Source organism: Streptomyces sp. NH27 (genome assembly GCF_056859195.1).
In genome coordinates, this window is sequence record NZ_JACEGK010000156.1 from 1 (window position 1) to 14556 (window position 14556).

A 14556-nucleotide genomic window follows, 5' to 3' on the forward strand; every position below is an offset into this window, starting at 1 on the left:
GGTACAGCTCACCCGCCGGCGGACACCCTCACATGTACGGCACCGTCACGAGTAGTACCCGAACAGGTCCGCGATCACGTGCACCGAACCGGTGTTGACGTGGAAGTCGACCTTCCCGTCGACCACCGGGACGGTGACCAGGTTCGCGATGGTCTGCCCCTTCGACCAGTTGAGGTTGGACGAGGTCGGCCGGGTCTTCCCGTCCGGGTAGACGACCAGATAAGCGCTGTCCTTGGTGCCGCCGACCACGGTCACGTTGAGCACGACCGCCTTCGCGTGCGCCAGGACGTTGCCGTCGTTCAGGCTCAGCGCGAGCGTGCTGGTCGATGCCAGCGCACCCGCCTTCGACACACCGACGCCACTGCGGGTGTCCAGCAGCCGCGTCGGTCCCGCGACGTGGTAGGACGCGCCGCCGGTACCGGTCGCGAAGTAGCCGAAGACGTCGGCGACGAAGTGCGTCGTGCCCGAACTCGCGTTGTACAGCTCGATCTTGCCGTCCGCGCCGACCGGCATGATCACCTGGTTCGCCACCGTGTTGCTCTTGAGCCAGTTGAGGTTCGAGGAGTTGGGACGGGGCGTGCCGCTCGGGTAGGCGATCAGGTGTCCGGTCGCCTTCTCGGAGGTCGCGGTGACGTTGAGCACCACAGCGGTGGCACCGCTGGACGGCACCGACCCGGCACCCGCGATCTTCACGGCGATCGCCGAGTTCGCCTTGACGGGCGTGGTCGTGCTCACGCCGATCTTGGCCCGCGTGTCGAGCAGGCGGGTCGGGCCGACCCCGAAGTACGTGGCGCCGCCGGCATTGGTGGAGTAGTAGCCGAAGACGTCGGCGATCATGTGCACGGTGCCGGAACTGGCGTTGTACAGGTCGATCTTGCCGTCCGCGCCGACCGGCACGGTCACCAGGTTCGGCACCGTCCTGCCCTTGACCCAGTTGAGGTTGGAGGCGATCGGCCGGGCGGTGCCGTCGGGATAGGCGGCCAGGTGGCCGCCGGCGGTCGACCCGGCGACGGTGGTGTTGAGCACGACCGCGGTGACGCCCGAGGACGGCACGGCGCCGCCCGCGCTCCCGGCCACCTGGAGGACCACCGCGCTGTTCGCGGCCACCGGCGAGGTACCGGCGCGGCCGATCGCGGCCCGGGTGTCCAGGATGCGGGCCGGGTTCACCGAGGTGAAGGTCCCCGGCTGCGTCTGCGGCACCGCCTTGCACAGCGCCGGGATGACGCTGCGCGCGTGCGGCGTGCCCAGGCCGGTGGCCAGGTCGTATCCGGTGCCGGCCTGGTAGGAGCCGTACGGCTGGGCCCCGGTGTACGACAGGTAGTTGGCACCGTAGGTGATGTCACGGAACGCCGATGACGTCAGCCCGTACAGCGCCGGGTTGGCGAAGCCGACCGGCCCGTTGGCGGCGCAGCCCAGGTCCAGGTCGGCCTGCGCGACGAGCGCGGCCCAGGTCGGCGAGGCACCGCTGGTGCCGCCGATGATGGTCCACTCCTGCTGGCTGCCGTCCTGGCCGTTGGCGATCAGGTATCCGGTGTCCGGGTCGGCGAGCGCCGACACGTCGGGGACCTGGCGGCACGTCTGGCCGTCCGCGGCGCCGCAGGCATTCGTGTAGCCCGGGGCGGTGACGCCGGTCTGGTAGCCGGTGGTCGAGTCGAGCGCCCAGGCGGTGGACACACCGCCGCCGGAGGCGCCGGGCTCCACGATCCCGGGGTCGCTCTGCTCGGAGTTCCAGGTGTTCTGGGTGCTGCCGCCGGAGCCGGTCATCGAGGTGCCGCCGACCGCGAGGACGTACGGCTGGCCGGAGGGGTCGTCCACGGACAGCAGCGAGCCGTTCGGGTCGTTGCTGACGCCGTTGCCGTCCGGGTCGTACCAGCAGTCGGACGAACCGTAGTCGCCGGACGCGGAGGTGACCGTCTGGCCCTGCGCCGCCGCCTGCTCGAAGATCAGGTTCTCGGCGGCCATGAAGGCGTCCGACTGGTCGGCGGTGCAGCCGCCCCAGCTGCTGGAGATCACCTTGGCGCGATCGTCGGTGACCATCTTCTGGTAGACGTCCAGGACGTTCCGCTCGGTCGCCCGCTCCGGGTCCGGGCCCTGGTAGACCAGCAAGGATGCCTGCGGCACCAGGCCGATCAGGTCCTCGATGTCGAGGGCGGACTCGGTGCCGATCCCGTTGTCGGCGTTGACCGCGTCCTTGGCGCCGCCGTCGACCTTGACCGCGCTGACCGACACCTTGGTGCCGTAGCAGGACTGGTAGGCGGCGATGTCCTTGGTGCTGTAGTTCTCCAGCTCGAAGATGCCGACGGACACGCCGGTGCCGACGTTCGGCTGGTTGGCCATACCGTAGGCGCTCGCCAGCGTGCCGGCGCTCCAGTACTGCTTGGTGTCGGTGAAACCGGCCGAGGAGGCAAGGGACTTGATGCTGGAGCACAGCGCCGGGGTCTTGCCGGTCATGTGCGGCGAGGTGGTGCCGGACGCCGCGGACTTCGGCACGGTGAACTTCACGGCAGGCGTGGCGGCCAGGTGCGAGTGCACCTGGGCAAGCGTGTTCAGGCCGGTGATGCCGGAGATGTCGGCGGCGGCGTCGCCGCGCAGCGAGGGCGCGGTGGTGTTGGCCACGCCGTTCCGGCCGTCGCCGGTGCGGTAGCCGGTGAAGCCGGTGTGCAGGGCCTTGCCGGCCGCACCGACGGTGGTGTGCACCGGCAGCGTCAGGCCGTCGGACTCCAACGTGCCCGCGGTCAGGCCCTGGTCCTCGAGCGCGGCGCGCACCTTGGCGACGGCCGCGGGGCTCGCCCCGAACTCCGTGCCGAACGCGCCGGCCTTCAGGTACTGGTGGTACATCGGCGAGCCGGGAGTCGACACGTCCGCGATGAACCTCTTCAGCCCCGCCGGGTCCCGCGGTGCCAGCACGACACCCAGGTCGAGGTCGGTACTGCTGCTCGGCGCGGCGGTGCGCGCCGCACCGTGCGGCAGGTGCGGCGCGGCACCGATCCGCTGCGGCGCGGGTGTCCCCGAACCGCCGTCCGCCACTGCGGCGGGTGCCCCCGCCGCCACCATCGCAAGCGTCGCGACAGCAACCACCGGGCCGAACATCCCTGTTCGGCCCGCCCCCCTACGCACGCGGTCCGCTCTGCGGCCGGCCATCCCCATGCACTGTCTCCTTCGTGGTGTGCTCCACCCGGCGGCAACGGCCGCGGCATCACCACGCAAGGGCGCAACGCACTGGCGCGACCCGTCCCACCGGTCGGGAAAGCGCCGTTGATGCTGAAGTTTCGGTCCCCCCAGGCACGGACCTCGCGGTCCCGCTGGTCGTACGTGAGCCCCCTGTGGTGTCGCCACGGTGAAGAACTGGTGTCCTTCATGTGCGCGAGTGCCAGCGATGCTTTGTATCAGCCATGAAGGATGAACAGACGATCAGCTGTGCGAATTTACTAGATCTTGAGGAGCCTGCCGGGGGTGGGTTCCCTCGGGGTGCGGGACCTATAGACCTACGGACCTACGGCCCGGACAACGGCGCGGGAGCCCCGGAGGGTCGGATGTCCTAGTCGAACCAGCGGTCCCGCGCCAGCTCCTCGGTACGGGTCGGGTCCTCCAGCAGCGCGGCCAGCTCGAAGCGGCGCTCCCAGTGGCCCGCCGCCCAGGCCAGTCCGGCCGCGACGCCTTCCACGGTGGCACCGTGCAGCACCCCGTCCACCCAGCGCCAGTCGACCTCGATGTCGCCGGTGAGCAGCAGTTCCTCGTGCTCGACGTACATGGCCGGAGCGCCGGGCAGCAGGTCGTGCACGGCGGGCAGGACGTCATGCGGCTCGCCGTGCGAGACCACCGCCGCCTGAACCGTCTCGCTGAGCCGGCGGACCTGGAACAGGTCGGCCAACTCGGCGGCCAGCCGCGGCGGTACGGGCAGCAGCGGCAGCCCGCCGGCCAGCGGCAGCAGGTCGGGCGCGTCGGCGACGAGGGCGTCGGCGGCGTCCACCACCACGACCTCACCGTCCCGCACCGCCCGCAACTCGTCCGGCAGGGTGACCTGTTCGGGGTCGAGTTCGGCCAACGCCGCGTAGAGGCCGTGAAGTTGCGCCGGAGTCACGGGCCGGTCGGGGTCGGCGAGGCGGGTGAGCAGTTCGGCGCCGCCGCCCGGTTCGGTGAGCAGCGCGTCGACCGTGGTGCGCACGCCGAGCGCGCGCAGCACCTGCGCGTCCACGGCGGTGTCGGTCTCGGCCTCGTCGTAGAGCCCGGCCAGCAGCCGGTCGCCGCCGGCGGCACGCAGACCGACCGGGCGCCGCCCGCCCAGCACCGGGTGATCGCGCAACCACCAGGCCGCGTACGGCCGTACGGACTCGGTGGTGCCGTCCGGCAGCAGGACCCGGACCTGCGCGGTCACCGCGTCGCGCAGCGGCGGTCGGGAGAGCAGCGCGAGCGCCTGCGGCCAGGCGTCGTCGTCCACCAGGTCGAGGTCGCGGACGCCGATCACCTCGGTGGCGACCGGCGGCACGTCGGCCTCCGGAAGCTGGTCGAGGACGTCCTCGCACCAGACGTCGACGGCGTCGAGCAGCCCGACGTCGTCGGGCTGGGCCCAGTCGGTGTCGCGCGGGTCGAGGTCGTCGGGGTCGAGCACCACGTCCGCCGCGCGGACCAGCGCGAAGGTGGCGAGCACGCCGACCGCGGTGAGCGGCTGTTCGCCCCAGTGGGCGGCCAGTTCGGCGTCCACGGCGCCGAGTTCGCCTTCGCGCAGCACGGATTCCAGCGGGCTGCCGGGTAGCACCAGCTCGCCCGCGGGGGCGAGTTCGCCGTCCTCGTCGGGCAGTGCGAGCCCGGCCAGCCAGGGCTCGTCGCCGGGCGAAAGGCCGGCGTCCCTGGCAAGCCCCAGTACGGCGTCGGCCAACTCCTCGGCGTCCAGGCTCGTTTCGTCGTCCCAGGCGGCGCGGTCTTCGTCGAGGGAGGCGGCCACCGCGGCCCGCACCTGCGGGCTGGTCAGGATCGCGCGGGGTGTGGCGGGGGCGGCGCCCAGCTTCTCCAGCAGCGGGTGGGCGGCGTCCGCGTGGGCGACCCGCAGGCCGAGCCTGGCCAGCACGGCCGGGTCCACACCGCCGGCACCCCCGCGTTCGTCCCGGCCCCCGCGCTCACCGTGGCCGTCGAAGTCGCCTACGCCGTAAGGGCCTTCGTCCCGAACCGAGCCGTCGGCGGCGTACCCGCCACCACCACCGGGCACCGGCAGCAGCACCTGGCGCGGGCCGACCACCGTACGGCCGTCGGCGAGCGGGACGGGCAGGCCGCTGAGCACGTCGGGATCGGTGCCGGCGAGGGAGTCGTAGAGCCGCCACCACCAGTCCGCGGGGCGCTCGGCACCCGCCAGCCGGTCCACCACGTCGGCGAGCGAGAGCCGGGATACGCCCAACTGCCGCAGCGCGGGGCGCCGTTCGAGACTCGCGGGCAGCAGCGTGGGCAGCACCTCGGCGAGCACCCGGACCGCCTCGGCGGTGGCGCCCTCCACGATCTCGGCCTCCACCGGCCGCAGCGCACGCCTCTCCCCCGCGAGCCGGCCGCCGTCGTCCCAGGCGTCCGGGTCCGGCGCGGGACCGCCCGCCTCGGGCGTGGCCACGCCGGCCTCGACGGCGCGCGGCAGGAACGGGGTACGCGGCAGCGCGTCCAGGACCCGGCGGCGCAGTTCGGCGTCGAGGCCGCCCTTGCCGAGCGGCCCCGGCACCAGGTCCACCACGCCGGTGCCGGTCGGCTGCCACCCGGCCAGCAGCCGGACGTACGCCTCCGCGGCGCGGTCCAGCAGGAAGTCGGTGAGCGGGCCGGGCGCGGTGTGCCGGCGGGTCGGGTCGAGCGGGAAGGTGGCCAGCAGCAGCGCGGGCAGGCCGAGCGGCTCGTCGGTCGGGGTGGGCGCGTGCACGACGCCCGCGGTACGCGGCGCGGCCGGGGCGCCCTCGGGGTCCACCGGCACCGCCCACGTCACCGACCAGACCGGGCGCAGACGCTCCTCCACCGGCCGGTCCACGAGCAGTTCGGGGGTCAGCTCGCCGCCGCCCGCGTCGACCCGCCAGCGGGTGGGTGCGTTGCGGGCGCTGTCCTCGATCAGCACGTCGCCGCCGTCGAGTTGACGCCGGGTCAACGTGCGTACGCCCGCAGGCGTGTCGATGACAACCTCGGCCAGACCGGGCAGCGCGAGCAGCAACGCGTCGTCCACCGCGGCGAGCAGACGGTTCGTCAGATCCTCGGCGGAGCCGTCCCGCAGCGGCAGCACCACCACGGTGTCGTACGGGGCCGGGGCACTGCCCTCGGCAGGGAACGGCAGCCGCAGCAGCGGGACATGACCGTCGCGGCGCCGCAACTCCTCGGCCAGGTCCGGGATGTCGGCGGTGAGCGCGCGGGCCTCGCCGAGCGACCAGCGCACTCCGCCGCTGCGGCTGAGCACGGCGGGTTCGTCGCTGACCGCGAGGACCGCGGCGAAGCCGATGCCGAAGCGGCCGACGACCGCCTCCGCGGTGTCGTCGCGCTTCGCGGAGGCGCGCAGCGTGGACAGCGACTCGACGGCGGCCGGGTCCAGCGGGGCGCCGGTGTTCGCGGCGGCGAGGCAGGCGAAGGAGGAGCCGGTGCCGTCGGTGGCGTCGGGGTCGGCGTCGTGCAGGGTGAGCCGGAGCCGGCCCGGGACGCCGGCGCGGGTCGCGGCATCGGCGGCGTTCTGGGCGAGTTCCACGATCAGGCGATCGCGGTGCCCGCCGAGCGCGAGGTCCTCCTCGGCGTTGGCGTCCTCGCGGAACCTGGCGGCGGACGCGGACCACGCGGTCAGCACGGCCTGGCGCAAGGAAGCGGTACGGAAGGGGTCCGGCTGGCCTTCCGGGGTCGTGCGGATCACGCCTGGGCGGGTCACTTGGACCTTTCGTCTGCACTGTGCACTTCGGGTTCCGGCCGCTCCGGGCCCCTTGAGCCCGACCGTACTCCACTGCGGTCGGTGGGTGCCCCGACCCCCTGAAGTGGTCGGTTCGGCCCGACCGGGACCCTACAGCCGGTGGTCGGTTCGGTCCGCCCGGGACCCTGCGGCCGGAGGTCGGCTTGGCCCGCCGTACTCCCCCAGAGCTTCGCCCGGAGGTGCCGCCACGCGCCCCGCGGCAGGCGCGGCACCTTCCGCGGCGGGCGCGACACCCTCCGCCGTCAGCGCGGCTGCCTCCGCGGCAGGCGAGGGCGGCTCAGGGAGTCTCGTCGTCGTGGAGGTCGTCGAGGACCATGGGCGCGGGCTCGGGGGTCTTGGGCATCACCGCGGCCTCGGAGTGGCCGCCGCAGCCGTAGGCGAGGGAGACGAGGTTGCCGTCGGCCGAGGAGTACTCGTTCGCGCAGATGCCGAACGCCTGCCCGAGGGAACCGCCGATCGGCACGAGGAAGCCGCAGCTCGCGCAGTTCGCGGGCGCGGCCTGGGCCATCGCCGTCTTGGGGCCGAACTGCTCCTCCCAGCGGTCGGCGGACGTGTGCAGGCCGTACCGGGACAGCACCCGGGTCCGGCCGAGGCCGAGCTGGCGCGCGACCGAGCGGATCTCGGCGATGCTCGGGGCGCCCGTGACCACCTCACCGGCCGTCGCGGTATCCCCGGCATGGTCGTCGGCGGCTCCGGTCTCCGCCGCTCCGGCCTCCGTCGCCTGTGCGGCCTCCGTCGCCTCGGCGGTCTCCTCGATCTCCGCGACGTCCGCGGCAGCCGCCAGCGCCGCCGCGCCCTCCCCGGTCCACCCCGGTTCGAGTCGCAGGTCGTCCGCCTCGGTGGGCAGCAGGTCGCCCGGGCCCATGTCGCCCGGCCGCAACCGCTCGCTCCAGGGCACCCACTCGGGCGCCAGTACGGAGTCCGGCCCTGGCAGCAGCACCGTTTCGTCGATCGTCACCGCCTTCGCCCGGGACGCCCGGGTGAGGGTGGTCGCCCACTGCCAGCCACGGTAGGCGGGCTCGGTGCAGGCGAAGAGGTGGGTGACCACGCGGTCACCCTCGGCGACGACGCCCAAGTGCTCGCCGACCGATGCCGCGCCCACTGCCTCCCTCGTCACGGCCAGCGCGACATCGACCGCCTCGGCGCACAGGCGATCAGGGGTACGGCTTCGCATCGCAGGACTCACAGAAATCGTTTCTCTCTCTACGCCGTCTCACGTGTGCGCTCGCGGGCGGGCGGACCCGAAGTGCGAAGAACCTCGGCGGAGCGGACCGACGGACCGCTTCAACGCCTGAGTTCACCGCTTCCCCGGCCCTGCCCGAGCGTCATCGGGCGCACCTGTTGTCACCCATTCTGCGCGATCGCACGCTACCGGTGCGCACCATGCGCGCAAAGGAGGGGGTGCGCCGTCTTCCAATTGGGGCAGGATTGCGTCGTGGCACGAACCGTGACCGCGGGCCCAGGGCCCGCACGCAGGGCCGGGCGCGCCCTCGCGAGCGGCGTGGGGCGGTCGGCTGGAGCGGTGCGCCGTCGTATCCGGCGCACGACACACGCGGGCGGCGCGGGCGAGTCGGGCCTGGCGAAACTGATCGAGCTGCACGCGGTCAACTCGGCCGGCGACATGATGATCACCGTCGCGCTCGCCAGCACCGTGTTCTTCTCCGTCCCCAGCGGCGAGGCCCGCAACCGGGTCGGGCTCTACCTGCTGATCACGATGGCGCCGTTCGCACTGCTCGCGCCGGTGGTCGGCCCCATTCTGGACCGGCTGCAGCACGGCCGCCGGGCCGCGATGGCGATGTCGATGATGGCCCGCGCGGTGCTCGCCTGGATGATGGCCGGGATGGTCTCGCACGCCGGCCTCGGGCTGTATCCGGCGGCGCTGGGCAGCCTGGTCGGCTCCAAGGCGTACGGCGTGGTGCGCAGCGCGGTGGTGCCACGGCTGCTGCCTGATCGCACGACCCTGGTCAAGGCGAATTCCCGGGTCACCCTCTCGGGTCTGCTGGCCACCGCAGTGGCGGCACCGGTCGGCGCGGGGTTGCACAAGATCGGCCCGCAGTGGCCGCTGTACGGCGCCTTCGCGATCTTCATGTGCGGCGCGGTGCTGTGCATGGCGCTGCCGAACAAGGTGGACTCCGCCCGCGGCGAGCGCCGGGCCAGGCTGACCGCCGATGAGGAGGCGCCGCCGGAGCCGTCCGGCGTCCCGGGGCGCAAGCCGGGCCTGCTGGGCGTCGGCTCGTCGGTGCTGCACGCGTTGCAGGGCAACTGCGGGCTGCGTGCGCTGTCCGGCTTCCTGACGATGTTCCTGGCGTTCATGCTGCGTGAGCACCCGCTCGGCGGGCTGTCGCCGGAACTGTCGCTGGGGGTGGCGGTCGTCGCGGCCGGCACGGGCAACGCGCTGGGCACCGCGCTGGGCGCCTGGCTCAAGGCCCGCGGCCCCGAGGTGATCATCGCGACGGCACTGGTGTGCGCGCTGTCGGTGGCGTCGGTGGCGGCGGGCTGGTTCGGCCTGTTCACGGTGGCCGCGGTGACCGCGGTCGCGGGCATCTCGCAGGCGCTGTCGAAGCTGTCGCTGGACGCGCTGATCCAGCGCGACGTGCCGGAGGCGGTCCGTACGTCGGCCTTCGCCCGCTCCGAGACGGTGCTCCAGCTCTCCTGGGTGGTCGGCGGCGGCATCGGCATCGTGCTGCCGCTGAACGGCTCGCTCGGGATGGCGGTGGCGGCCTGCCTGGTGCTGACGGCGTTCTCGATCTCGGTGCGCGGGCTGCTGGGCGCCGCCCGGCGCGGCTCGTCGACGAAGGCCCGCGTCGCGTAACGCACATCGGCGAAGACCCGCGTCGCACAGGGCACGTCCGACGAAGGCCCGCGTCGCGTAACGCACATCGGCGAAGACCCGCGTCGCACAGGGCAGCCATAGGGCAACCACAGGGCAGCCTTGGCCCGGTGCCGCGCGACCCGCGACACCGGGCCCGATCTGGGGGGACACGGCGTACCCGCGCGCGGAGTGGAGGCGACCGCCCGGTAGCCTCCTGCCATGAGCATTCGCCGCGCCGCCACCGCCCTCGGTGCCATCTCCCTCGGGTTGATCTCCCTCACCGCCTGCACGAAGCCGACCGCCGAGGCGACGGTGACCGTGGGCAGCAAGTCAGTGATGGCGTCGGCGAGCAAGGGTTGCTACGCCAAGGGCGCGCTGCTGCCGCAGACGGTCTTCGCCAAGTGCCTGCAGGAGAAGCCGAAGCACCACATCTCCGTCCCGGTCGGCGACCAGGTCCGGATCGGCGTGGACCCCTCGATCGGCGACAAGGGCTGGCTGATCGTGCAGAACGTCTCGCTCGCCAACGACGAGGTGCTCAAGAACAAGACCTACTTCACGGTGGACAGCGCGGAGCTGTTCCACGTGCAGGACCCGCAGACCGGCCAGAGCACCCTGGTGAACAGCGTGACGCTGAACATCGTGGAGTCCCCGGACACCTCCGGCACCAAGGCCACCCGGGTGATCTCCTTCGAACTGCGGCGCGACCACTGAGGAACCGCTGAGAGACCGCTGAGCGGCCTCTGAACGACGGCCGACAGCTGACAGGCGCCCGGCCTCCGAGCCGGAGCCGTAAGGCCGCTGAACGGTCACTGAACGGCTGCCGGTTGGCCAACGGCCGGGGTTGCCGTACTGCCGCCGGCCGGCCGCCGAGCGGCTGTTGGGCGGCCCCCGACGAACCGGCGGGCCTGTGAACGGATTGGCGGTTGAACAGATGAGCGGCACGACAGCGCCGATACGCCGCCTGCTGGTGGTGACCGCGGTGGCCGCCGAGCGCGACGCGGCAGCCGCGGGTCTGACCGCGGCACTCCCCCCGGGCGCGGTGACCACGGACGCGCCCGACTCCGCACCGGCCACGCCCCCCGGCCCCGTGTCCGGCCCCGTACCCACACTCCGCGCCACCGTCCTGGTCGGCGGTGTCGGCCCCGGCGCCGCTGCCGCCACCACCGCGACCGCGCTCGCCCGCGCGGAGGCGGCCGGGCGACCGTACGACCTGGTGGTCTGCGCGGGCATCGCCGGCGGCTTCGCCCCCACCGCGCCGGTCGGCTCGGTGGCGGTGGCGAGCGCGATCACGGCGGCGGACCTGGGCGCGCAGACGCCCGACGGCTTCGTGCCGGTCGCCGAGTTGGGCTTCGGCACCTCCCGGCACCTCCCGCCGCCGCGGCTGAGCCGGGCGGTGGCCGACGGCCTCGCGGCGGCGTACGGGCCGGTGCTGACGGTGTCCACGGTGACCGGCAGCGCCGAACGGGCCGCCGAACTGGCGGGCCGTCACCAGGGCGCCGTGGCGGAGGCGATGGAGGGCTTCGGAGTGGCCGAGGCGGCCGCCGCTGCGGGTTTGCCGGTGCTGGAGATCCGTACGGTGTCCAACGCCGTCGGTCCCCGCGACCGGGCCGCCTGGCGGATCGGGGAGGCGCTGGCGGCCCTGACGGCCGCGTTCGGGAAGCTGCCGGCCGTACTGGGAGTTGAGGCACATCATGGGTGACGAGCAGATGACGCAACAGCAGCAGCCGCAGGAAGAGCGGGCCGGGCAGGGCGGGCAGGGCGAACGCGAGGCGGCGCTGCGCATCGCGTACTCCCCGTGCCCGAACGACACCTTCGTCTTCCACGCCTGGGCGCACGACCTGGTCGAGGACGCGCCGCCGCTGGACGTGTCGTTCGCCGACATCGACATCACCAACGGCATGGCGGAGCGCGGCGAGTTCGACATCCTGAAGGTGTCGTACGCGGTGCTGCCGTGGGTGCTGGAGGAGTACGCGCTGCTGCCCTGCGGCGGGGCGCTCGGCCGGGGTTGCGGGCCGCTGGTGCTGACGAAGGAGCCCGGCACCGACCTGTCGGGGAAGACCGTCGCGGTGCCGAGCGAGCGGTCGACGGCGTACCTGCTCTTCCGGTTGTGGGCGGCGGCCGAGGTGAGCGGCGGCGTCGGGAAGATCGTGGTGCTGCCGTTCCACGAGATCATGCCCGCGGTGCGCGACGGCCGGGTCGACGCCGGCCTGGTGATCCACGAGGCCCGCTTCACGTACCAGAACTACGGCCTGCACAAGCTCGCGGACATGGGCGAGCACTGGGAGGCCACCACCGGGCTGCCGATCCCGCTGGGCGCGATCATCGCCAAGCGGTCGCTGGGCGGCGAGCGGCTGCGCGCGCTGGCCGAAGCGGCGCGGGCGTCGGTGCGGCGGGCGTGGGACGAGCCCGAGCTGTCCCGGGAGTACGTCCTCGCGCACTCCCAGGAGATGGACCCCGAGGTCGCCGACCAGCACATCGCGCTGTACGTCAACGAGTTCACCGCCGACCTCGGCGAGGACGGCTACGCGGCGGTGCGCGGGCTGCTCACCCGGGCCGCGGCCGAGGGCCTGGTGCCGCCGCTGCCGGCCGACGCGCTGGCTTTCGGATAGGACCGACCGGCAAATGGAGGGCGGCGTCACGGGTCGATGGCTCTCGCCCGGACGGCTTCTCCCGCGGATTCGTGACGGGTGTGACCTGAATTGCCACGCCGGGCTTTACCGGACTCCATTATTCCGGTAAAGCCCGGTTAAAAGGGCCGCCCACGCCCTACGGGGTCAGACGTCGAGCTGGTCGGCGACGACGCGCAGCACCGAGGCGATCTTGTGGCCGTGCGCCTTGTCCGGGTAGCGGCCGCGCTGGAGCGAGCGCGCCACGTCCTCCAGCAGCGAGGTGAGGTCCTGCACGATCGGCAGCAGTTCGTCCGGCTTACGGCGCTGGGCGGCCGCGACAGACGGCGCCGGATCGAGCAGCGTCACCGAAAGCGCCTGGTCACCGCGTTGGCCCGCGACCACACCGAACTCCACGCGCTGGCCGGGCTTGAGGGCCGCCACCCCTTCGGGCAGCACCGACGAGTGCACGAAGACGTCGCCGCCGTCATCGCGGGAGAGGAAGCCGAAGCCCTTCTCGCTGTTGAACCATTTGACCTTGCCGGTAGGCACGTCCGACCTCGTCCTCATTGCTCGGTGTCGCCCGAAGTTCTCGGAGCTGATTGAAGTTACTCGAAATTACCCGAACCCGCCGGGGGCTGCTGGAAAATTACCCGAGAGCAGCCGGAAACCGCTCCTGGCAGGTCTTCAACGGACCAACCAAGGCCCGTCGGACCCGTCCGTAGACCCCTCAGAACACCCGCCGGCACCTGACCGACGGCCCGCCACCGTACGACGGGACGCCCGGCGCCCCCGACTCCGTTCCATTCCGTCCACCCCACGGACCTACCCTTGTCGGGTGAGCAAACAAACCCTGGGCCCCGGTGACCTGCTGGTCCGCACCGGCGCCATCACGTTCCTCGTCGGGACGGTCAGCACCGTGGTGACGGTCGCGCCGCTGCTGCTGCACACCAAGCGGCTGCCCACCCCGGCGTACTTCGTGTCGATGCTGATGGGGTTGGGCCTCGCGCTGGCCCTGGTCGGGCTGCTGAAGGCCGCGCTCGCCCAGCGGCACACGACGGCGGCCGGTGCGGGCGGTGCCGGCGGTGCCGGCGGTACGGGCCGTCCGGCCGTTGCCGGGCAGGCCGCGATCGGACAACCGATGGCCGGACAACCGGTGGCCGGGCGGCGTGCCGCGGATCAGGCCGCCGCGGAGCGGTAGTCCGCGAACCAGGCGGGGAACTCCGTCAGGTCGGCCAGCACCACGTCGGCGCCCGCCGCCAGCAGTTCCTTCTCGCCGCACGGCCCGGTCGCCACGGCCACCGACAGCGCGCTCGCGGTACGCGCCCCGCGCACGTCCCCGACGTGGTCGCCGACGTAGACCGACGCGCCGTACTCGATCAGCGCCTCGGCCTTCGCCTCCGCCCACAGCCAGCCGCGCAGCTCCGCCTCGATGCCGACGTGGTCCAGGTGCAGCCGGGCGTTCGGGGCGTACTTCGCCGTGACGACCAGCGGACGGCCGCCCGCTGCCCGGACCGCCTCCACCGCGGCCACCGCGCCGGGCATGGCCGGGGTGGGGATGATCGCGTGGTCGACGTACAGCGCGCGGTAGCGGTCGCCCATCTCCGCGATCCGCTCCGGCGGGAACCAGTTCGCCAACTCGTCATCCAGCGGCGGGCCGAGGCGGGTGACGGCCAGGGCCGAGTCGATGAAGGTGCCCGTCTCCAGGGCCAGCTGGTCGTACACCGCCTTGATCCCGGGGCGGGAGTCGATCAGGGTCATGTCGAGGTCGAACCCGACGGTCAACGGGGCGGCGAGGTCCTTGGTCACCCAGGCATTGTCCCCGACGGCAACGGGACCGCCCGCCCTGCCCCGTCCTCCGTGCGGAGCATCACGCCGAACGGCGAGCCCGCCAGACGAAATACGCGGCGGAGCCGATCGCCGCGACGCGGACCGCGATGGGGAGGTCGTCCCGGATCACGTGGCCCATCTGGCCGTGGGCGATGGGTGAGCCCCAGCGGCCCTTGCCACGGCCCCAGAGCCAGACCGCGAAGCCCACGGCCGTGGCCCCGGGCACCCCGAAGACCGCGATCTTGGCCTGCGTACGGGTGAGGGTGCGGGAGAGGTAGCCCGCCAGCCAGCCGAGCCCGAGCGGAATCCAGGAACCGATCACCACTCCGGCAACCAGCAGCGCGGCGGCGACCAGCAGCAGAGGGCTGCCCCACCGCCGTACGCGGGCACGGGCACCCCCG

The 14556-nt window shown here is 73.1% G+C and carries 10 protein-coding genes and 1 pseudogene; 5 read left to right on the top strand and 6 right to left on the bottom strand.

From position 1 onward, the window contains the following. Positions 1–45 precede the first annotated feature (45 nt). The 3 genes from AC13HU_RS15180 to AC13HU_RS15190 all read right to left on the bottom strand — a co-directional run bounded on the left by AC13HU_RS15180 (position 46) and on the right by AC13HU_RS15190 (position 8081). Positions 46–3078 (bottom strand): S53 family peptidase, encoded by a 3033-nt coding sequence (locus tag AC13HU_RS15180; protein ID WP_483042386.1) that lies wholly within the window; start codon positions 3076–3078, stop codon positions 46–48. A 460-nt stretch (positions 3079–3538) separates the two neighbouring features. Continuing rightward, positions 3539–6853, bottom strand: coding sequence for a sacsin N-terminal ATP-binding-like domain-containing protein (locus AC13HU_RS15185; protein ID WP_483042387.1), 3315 nt, complete (start codon positions 6851–6853; stop codon positions 3539–3541). Positions 6854–7184: 331 nt separating this feature from the next. Then, on the bottom strand, positions 7185–8081 hold the full coding sequence (locus AC13HU_RS15190) for a DUF3027 domain-containing protein (RefSeq protein WP_483042388.1): 897 nt from the start codon (positions 8079–8081) through the stop codon (positions 7185–7187). A gap of 243 nt (positions 8082–8324) precedes the next feature. On the opposite strand from AC13HU_RS15190, the gene AC13HU_RS15195 reads away from it, so the two are divergent. From AC13HU_RS15195 to AC13HU_RS15210, 4 genes are all read left to right on the top strand, one after another. Continuing rightward, on the top strand, positions 8325–9719 hold the full coding sequence (locus tag AC13HU_RS15195; RefSeq protein ID WP_483042389.1) for an MFS transporter: 1395 nt from the start codon (positions 8325–8327) through the stop codon (positions 9717–9719). 219 nt (positions 9720–9938) lie between these two features. Further along, positions 9939–10430 carry a hypothetical protein gene (locus AC13HU_RS15200; RefSeq protein WP_483042390.1) on the top strand — a complete coding sequence of 164 codons (492 nt, stop codon included), beginning with the start codon at positions 9939–9941 and terminating at the stop codon, positions 10428–10430. A 220-nt stretch (positions 10431–10650) separates the two neighbouring features. Beyond that, positions 10651–11418, top strand: a complete 768-nt coding sequence (locus AC13HU_RS15205) for a futalosine hydrolase (RefSeq protein ID WP_483042391.1) — start codon at positions 10651–10653, stop codon at positions 11416–11418. A gap of 82 nt (positions 11419–11500) precedes the next feature. After that, on the top strand, positions 11501–12328 hold the full coding sequence (locus tag AC13HU_RS15210; RefSeq protein WP_483042394.1) for a 1,4-dihydroxy-6-naphtoate synthase: 828 nt from the start codon (positions 11501–11503) through the stop codon (positions 12326–12328). A 165-nt stretch (positions 12329–12493) separates the two neighbouring features. On the opposite strand, the gene AC13HU_RS15215 is transcribed toward AC13HU_RS15210, so the two are convergent. Beyond that, positions 12494–12877: a cold-shock protein gene (locus AC13HU_RS15215; protein ID WP_103885605.1), complete on the bottom strand. Its 384-nt coding sequence runs from the start codon at positions 12875–12877 to the stop codon at positions 12494–12496. 286 nt (positions 12878–13163) lie between these two features. Between AC13HU_RS15215 and AC13HU_RS15220 the strand changes: the two genes are divergently transcribed. After that, complete coding sequence (locus AC13HU_RS15220) at positions 13164–13526, top strand: hypothetical protein (protein ID WP_483042392.1); 363 nt, start codon at positions 13164–13166, stop codon at positions 13524–13526. Here AC13HU_RS15220 and AC13HU_RS15225 read toward each other — a convergent pair. Both AC13HU_RS15225 and AC13HU_RS15230 read right to left on the bottom strand, forming a co-directional pair. Further along, positions 13505–14134, bottom strand: coding sequence for an HAD family hydrolase (locus tag AC13HU_RS15225; RefSeq protein ID WP_483042393.1), 630 nt, complete (start codon positions 14132–14134; stop codon positions 13505–13507). The genes AC13HU_RS15220 and AC13HU_RS15225 overlap by 22 nt on opposite strands. Before the next feature lie 61 nt (positions 14135–14195). Further along, positions 14196–14556: pseudogene (locus AC13HU_RS15230) on the bottom strand (hypothetical protein); the annotation flags it as partial.

Bases quoted from the DNA above. Each gene is read 5' to 3' on its own strand.
- AC13HU_RS15200 (WP_483042390.1), top strand. From the start codon at position 9,939: ATGAGCATTCGCCGCGCCGCCACCGCCCTCGGTGCCATCTCCCTCGGG.
- AC13HU_RS15205 (WP_483042391.1), top strand. From the start codon at position 10,651: ATGAGCGGCACGACAGCGCCGATACGCCGCCTGCTGGTGGTGACCGCG.
- AC13HU_RS15190 (WP_483042388.1), bottom strand. From the start codon at position 8,081: ATGCGAAGCCGTACCCCTGATCGCCTGTGCGCCGAGGCGGTCGATGTC.